This window comes from Streptococcus danieliae (assembly GCF_025447695.1).
Classification (GTDB): Bacteria; Bacillota; Bacilli; order Lactobacillales; family Streptococcaceae; genus Streptococcus; species Streptococcus danieliae.
Genome location: NZ_JAOBSU010000107.1, coordinates 1 through 5,923 on the forward strand (window position 1 = coordinate 1; position 5,923 = coordinate 5,923).

At 43.1% G+C, this 5,923-nt stretch carries 3 protein-coding genes; 1 reads left to right on the top strand and 2 read right to left on the bottom strand.

The genetic code is table 11. The annotated features are described in order from the left end of the window. Positions 1-103: 103 nt before the first annotated feature. The gene (locus N4310_RS07265; RefSeq protein ID WP_262092657.1) at positions 104-2,641 is read right to left on the bottom strand and encodes a YfhO family protein; all 2,538 of its coding nucleotides are present in this window, start codon (positions 2,639-2,641) and stop codon (positions 104-106) included. Positions 2,642-2,797: 156 nt separating this feature from the next. Beyond that, positions 2,798-4,420, bottom strand: a complete 1,623-nt coding sequence (locus N4310_RS07270) for an ABC-F family ATP-binding cassette domain-containing protein (RefSeq protein ID WP_262092658.1) — start codon at positions 4,418-4,420, stop codon at positions 2,798-2,800. A 398-nt stretch (positions 4,421-4,818) separates the two neighbouring features. Here N4310_RS07270 and trpS point away from each other — a divergent pair, with 398 nt between their 5' ends. Further along, a complete protein-coding gene (trpS, locus tag N4310_RS07275; RefSeq protein ID WP_262092659.1) occupies positions 4,819-5,841 on the top strand; it encodes a tryptophan--tRNA ligase in 1,023 nt (340 codons plus the stop codon). Positions 5,842-5,923 lie beyond the last annotated feature (82 nt).

The window sequence follows — 5,923 nt, forward strand, 5'->3', positions numbered from 1 at the left end:
CCGTGGCGATTTTTCTTTTTATACTCTTCTATTCCCTTGGTATACATCGGATCAGAGACAACGGGAATGATTCTTTTATGTTTTATGAGACTTTTGTCCTGGCTTAAGTGGCTCTAGTTTTTAAGAAACGCTGGTAGAGCAGAAAAGCTATGAGGGAGATGAAACTGATCCAGAAACTAGCATAGAAGCCTTGTGGAACAAAGACGAATTGAATGGTGTTAGATCCTTTTGCCAGATCTATGGCCATAAATCCTGTTTGTGCTTGACGGATGGGGATTTCTTTTCCATCTTGGTAAGCTTTCCATCCTTTGTCGTAAGGGAGGGTTACAAAGAGACTGCTAGTTTTGTCGGTTTGGTACTGGATGTTCAGTTTATTGCCTTCTATACGAACCTTTGGTTGATTCTCTTTGAGTTTGCTAAAGAGACTTTCCAGACTTTCTTGAGGAATGTTGTAGACATGGGGTTGACCGTAGCTGGCTTTGGTAGCTCCTGGAAAGAGGAGTTTCAGGTTCACTTCCTTGGCTTCAGAGAAGTAGCCTAAATCAAAGAAGGAGAAGGTGTTATCTAAGGTGTAGGTGTAGACGTTCCCGTCTATCTGGAGTTGGACATTGGAGTCTTCTTCATCAGGGAATTGGATATTTGGGAGACTGAGGTAGAGTTGCTGATTGGCCGGTACCTGCAGTACAAAGCTTGTCTGTGGAGGAGTATCCCCGTCCTTTTTGAGATTCCGTTTCAGGTTGTTTTCATAGATAGGAACTTCTTCAAAAAGGGGAGAGTCCAGGCCAGTCAGATGGTGCAGCAAATTGCGCTGATTGTCTAGCGTTAAGCTGGATAATTCAATATCTTCATAGATTTCTTGGGTTAGAAAGGCGAGGGGAAGAGCCCAGTTATTTTCCTCAAGGCGATAGTCGTTTGCTGTTGCAATGGTAGTAAAGCCTAACCGTGATGGCTGATTTTTACCAATAAGGTAGCGGATACCAAAGAGACTGTCCATAAGGACGGTGTTGTTTTGATAGCGAAGATTGAGGTTGCTACCGGAAGACTTGTAACCGAGGACATCTAAGGTACCGCTAGTCAGGCGATTGCGAACAGAGGAGAACTGGGAGATGCCATTGAGTCCATGCTTCATCGTATCATTCCCTGTTTGCACCTGTGTTAGTTCTGCTCGGTAGTCTCCTTCTGACATCTGTTCTTTGAGAGCGAGAATCTCTGTTTGGCCTCTTTGGTAGGAATCAAGAGAGGCGAAGCCCCATTCCCCGGCAATTCCCTGAATTTGAAAAAAGGAATTGCAACCAATCTCTACGATTAGGAAAAAACTAACCGCCACAGTGTAGAAGATAGGAGACAATTTTGCCTTCTTGTAAGCCCAGAAGAGCAGCAAATAAGCACCTAAAAATTCAAACGTTAATAAAAACTGGGTAGAATCAAGATAGGTATAGTGCTTGCTGGAGAAATACCAGGTGAGTCCCCAGCCACAGGCTAGGAAGAGGTTGGCGAGGAGTACTTGCTTGAATTGCAGCTCCTCGAGGCGCTCTAAGACAGTTGCGGCCATAAAGACGAGCAGTACGGAAAAGAGCCAGGAGTAACGGTGGAGGAACATATTGGGCGCGTGGAATCCTTGCCAGAAGAGGTCTAGGCCTTCAAGATAGAAACTGGCAATTAGGAAACTGATGAGGAGGCCATAGGACAGTTTCACATGAAACCGAATAGATTTTAGGAGAAAGAAGCAGAGACTGAGAATTAAGGGGATTAAACCGACATAAATCATCGGGATCGCCCCGTATTTGGTAGTGTCAAAGGCTCCCACCAAGGTTTTGGCAAAGATATCGAGATACCAAGAATCCTCTGTCAAGAGCCGGTCAATCGGTGTTAAGGACTCGCCATGACCCTGAAGGTCCAAGAAAGTCGGGAGTAGCATGATGGCGCTACTGGTTCCAGCTAGAATAGAGGTAAGGATAAAGCGGGTTAAACTTGACAGTCTTCTCTTGAAATCCCAGCTGAGTTGAACCAGGTACCAAAGTGGAAGGAAAATGACCAGCATATAGCCAAAGTAGTAATTTTGAATCAAAAGAACGGTCAAACTAACATAGTAAAGACCAACTTTACCCTGCTTGATGAGCTTGTCTAGTCCGTAGAGAATGAGTGGGACCAAGATAAAGACGTCCAACCAGGTCTTGATTTCCAATTGACTAACTGTAAAGCTCATAAAACTATAGCAAAGTGAAAGTATTAGTGCCAGATAGGGTTTTAGTTGCTTAAACGTTCCTTTGATGGAAATAAAGCTAGACAGACCAATGCAAGCAAATTTAAGGATTGTAAAGAGATAGACGGCATTGGGCATGGTCTTTACGTCGAAGAAATACACTAAAGGAGAGAAGAAACTCCCTAAATAGTAGGAACTTAAGGCATAGAAATTCAAGCCTAAACCGGTGGTAAATGAATAGAATAGACTATCTTTCCCATGTAAAATATCTCGTAAAGCAGTGTCAAAAATGACATACTGGTGGAAACCGTCTCCGAGCAAGGCTGTTTTAGGGCTTGACCAGTAAATTTCCTGACTGTAATAGAGGAGAATCATGCCTAGAGCTGGCAGGATAAATGAGAGGATGGCAAGAGATTGCCTTTTGAGCAAATCTTTCATAATAATTCCTATATAAAAAGGGAGGCTGGGACATCGGTCCTGGCCTCGAAGTGAATTTATAGACATTAGTTTGTCGTTGATTACTCTAGGCAGAGAAGTAGTGTAAGAGTAAACGAACAGATTATAAATGGGAGTAGAGTTGACTCTCAAAGAGTATTAATTTTTCCAGAGTTCTTGAACCTTAGCTTGAACGTCTTCATTTTCAAGGAATTCATCGTAGGTTTCGTCAATCCGGTCAATCACACCATTTTTAGAAAGGACGATGATGTGGTTGGCTAGGGTTTGAATAAACTCATGGTCATGACTGGCAAAGATAATGCTTTCTTTAAAGTTTTTCAAGCCATCGTTAAGGCTGGAGATAGATTCCAAGTCTAAGTGATTGGTTGGATCATCAAGAACCAAGACGTTAGATTTCAGCAGCATCATTTTTGATAACATGACGCGGACCTTTTCTCCCCCTGACAAGACGTTGACAGCCTTGTTGACTTCATCTCCACTGAAGAGCATGCGTCCAAGGAAGCCACGGAGGAAGGTATTGTCATCTTCTTCTTTACTTGTAAATTGACGTAACCAATCGAGGATCGATTCATTGCCAGCAAAGTCTTTGGAATTATCTTTTGGTAGGTAGCTTTGACTGGTGGTTACCCCCCACTTGACAGTTCCTTCATAGTCGATATCTCCCATAATGGCACGAATGAGTGCAGTTGTCTGGATATCGTTTTGTCCGATGAGGGCTGTTTTATCACCTGGGCGGAGAATGAAGCTGATGTTATCAAGGATTGTTTCACCATCAATTTTGACACTGAGGTTTTCGACTGTCAAGAGGTCATTCCCAATTTCACGTTCTGCTTTGAAGTTGATAAATGGGTATTTGCGGCTGGAAGGGACGATTTCTTCCAAGACAATCTTATCAAGCATTTTTTTACGGGAGGTTGCCTGTTTTGACTTACTTGCATTTGCTGAGAAACGTGCCACAAACTCTTGGAGTTCTTTGATTTTCTCTTCTGCTTTGGCATTACGGTCAGCTTGCAATTTGGCAGCCAATTCACTTGATTCTTTCCAGAAGTCGTAGTTTCCAACGTATAGTTGAATTTTTCCAAAATCAAGATCGGCCATATGGGTGCAGACCTTATTGAGGAAGTGACGGTCGTGGGAGACGACGATGACGGTGTTGTCAAAGTCAATCAGAAAGTTTTCTAACCAGGTGATGGACTGAATGTCTAAACCGTTGGTCGGCTCATCGAGGAGGAGAACGTCTGGTTTACCAAAGAGAGCCTTGGCTAAGAGAACCTTCACCTTTTCACCATTGGTCAATTCACTCATGTTTTGGTAGTGTAGCGCTTCTGGGATGTTGAGATTTTGAAGTAACTGGGCAGCTTCACTCTCTGCTTCCCAACCACCCAACTCTGCAAAAAGACCTTCGAGCTCGGCAGCCCGAACCCCGTCTTCATCAGAAAAATCAGCTTTCATATAAATAGCATCTTTTTCTTTCATAATGCTATAAAGATGCTCATTTCCCATGATAACGACATCAATCACGCGCTCGTCTTCATAGTCAAAGTGATTTTGACGAAGGACAGATAGACGTTCGTCTGGACCGAGGCTGACATGACCAGTACTTGGTTCGATGTCTCCGGCTAGAATTTTTAGAAAAGTGGATTTTCCGGCCCCATTGGCTCCAATGAGGCCATAGGTATTTCCTTCTGTGAATTTGATGGTTACATCATCAAAAAGTTTGCGATCACTGAATCGCAATGATACGTCTGTTACTGTTAACAATGGACTTCTCCTATTTTTAATATTATTCTCATTTTACTAGAAAGGAGGCTATTTATCAAATCTTGACTTACAATAAGGAAGACTATACAATAGTATCCATCAGAAAAGTAATTTTGTCTCCTCTTAAGAGAGCTTGTGGTTGCTGGGAACAAGTGGGGAACAGGGTGAAGATTGGGCTGATAGACTCTCCTAGTTTATCTTTTATGATTGTGTTAGCTCGTCTTGGCATAGACAGGACTGCTAGGATTTGCTACCTTATAAAAGACTAGAAGGAATAGATGAATAGAGTAAAAAGAGATGGTTTTCCATAACTGAGGTGGCACCGCGGTATATCGTCCTCACAGAGTTTTTTCTGTGTGGACTTTTCTTTTTATAATTCGAAATGAGGAAGGATTTCTATGACTAAACCAGTTATTTTAACAGGAGATAGACCGACTGGAAAGCTCCATATCGGTCATTATGTTGGGAGCTTGAAAAATCGTGTGCTACTCCAGGAGCAGGGCCAGCACCAGCTATACGTTTTTTTAGCGGATCAGCAAGCTTTAACAGATCACGCCAAGGACCCCCAAACGATTGTGGAATCGATTGGGAATGTTGCCTTGGACTATCTGGCTGCTGGACTTGATCCAGCCAAAAGCACTATTTTTATTCAAAGTCAAATTCCCGAGTTGGCAGAATTGTCCATGTATTACATGAACCTGGTATCACTGGCTCGTCTGGAACGCAATCCAACGGTCAAGACAGAGATTGCCCAAAAAGGTTTTGGGGAGAGCATCCCTACTGGATTCTTGGTGTATCCAATTGCTCAGGCTGCAGATATTACAGCCTTTAAGGCAAATTTTGTTCCAGTGGGCAATGACCAGAAACCGATGATTGAGCAAACCCGTGAGATTGTCCGGAGCTTTAATCATACTTACCAAACAGATGTGTTGGTTGAGCCGGAAGGGATTTATCCTGAGAATGAATCAGCAGGTCGCCTACCAGGTTTGGATGGCAATGCCAAGATGTCCAAGTCTTTAGGGAACGGTATTTATCTGGCTGATGATATGGATACCTTGCAGAAAAAGGTGATGAGCATGTATACTGATTCAAACCATATTCGTGTTGAGGATCCAGGACAAATTGAGGGCAATATGGTTTTCTATTACCTCGATGTCTTTGGTCGTCCGGAGGATGTAGCTGACATTCAAGCCATGAAAGATCACTATCAACAGGGAGGTTTGGGGGATGTCAAGACCAAACGTTACTTACTAGAGATTTTGGAAAGAGAACTCGGACCTATCCGGGAACGCCGTTTAGAATTTGCCCAAGATATGGGGCAGGTTTATGAGATGCTCAAAAAAGGGAGTCAGCTTGCCCAAGCGGTGGCTGCGGAAACTCTGGATCAGGTCAAGGAAGCAATGGGGATTCGTTATTTTTAATCTTGAGAATCATTCCCGTTGTCTCTGATCCGAGGTATACCAAGGGAATAGAAGAGTATAAAAAGAAAAATCGCCACGGTAA

What these genes read in the sequence shown, in the direction of transcription:
- trpS (WP_262092659.1), top strand. Translation starts at nt 4,819, where the DNA reads ATGACTAAACCAGTTATTTTAACAGGAGATAGACCGACTGGAAAGCTC.
- N4310_RS07265 (WP_262092657.1), bottom strand. Translation starts at nt 2,641, where the DNA reads ATGAAAGATTTGCTCAAAAGGCAATCTCTTGCCATCCTCTCATTTATC.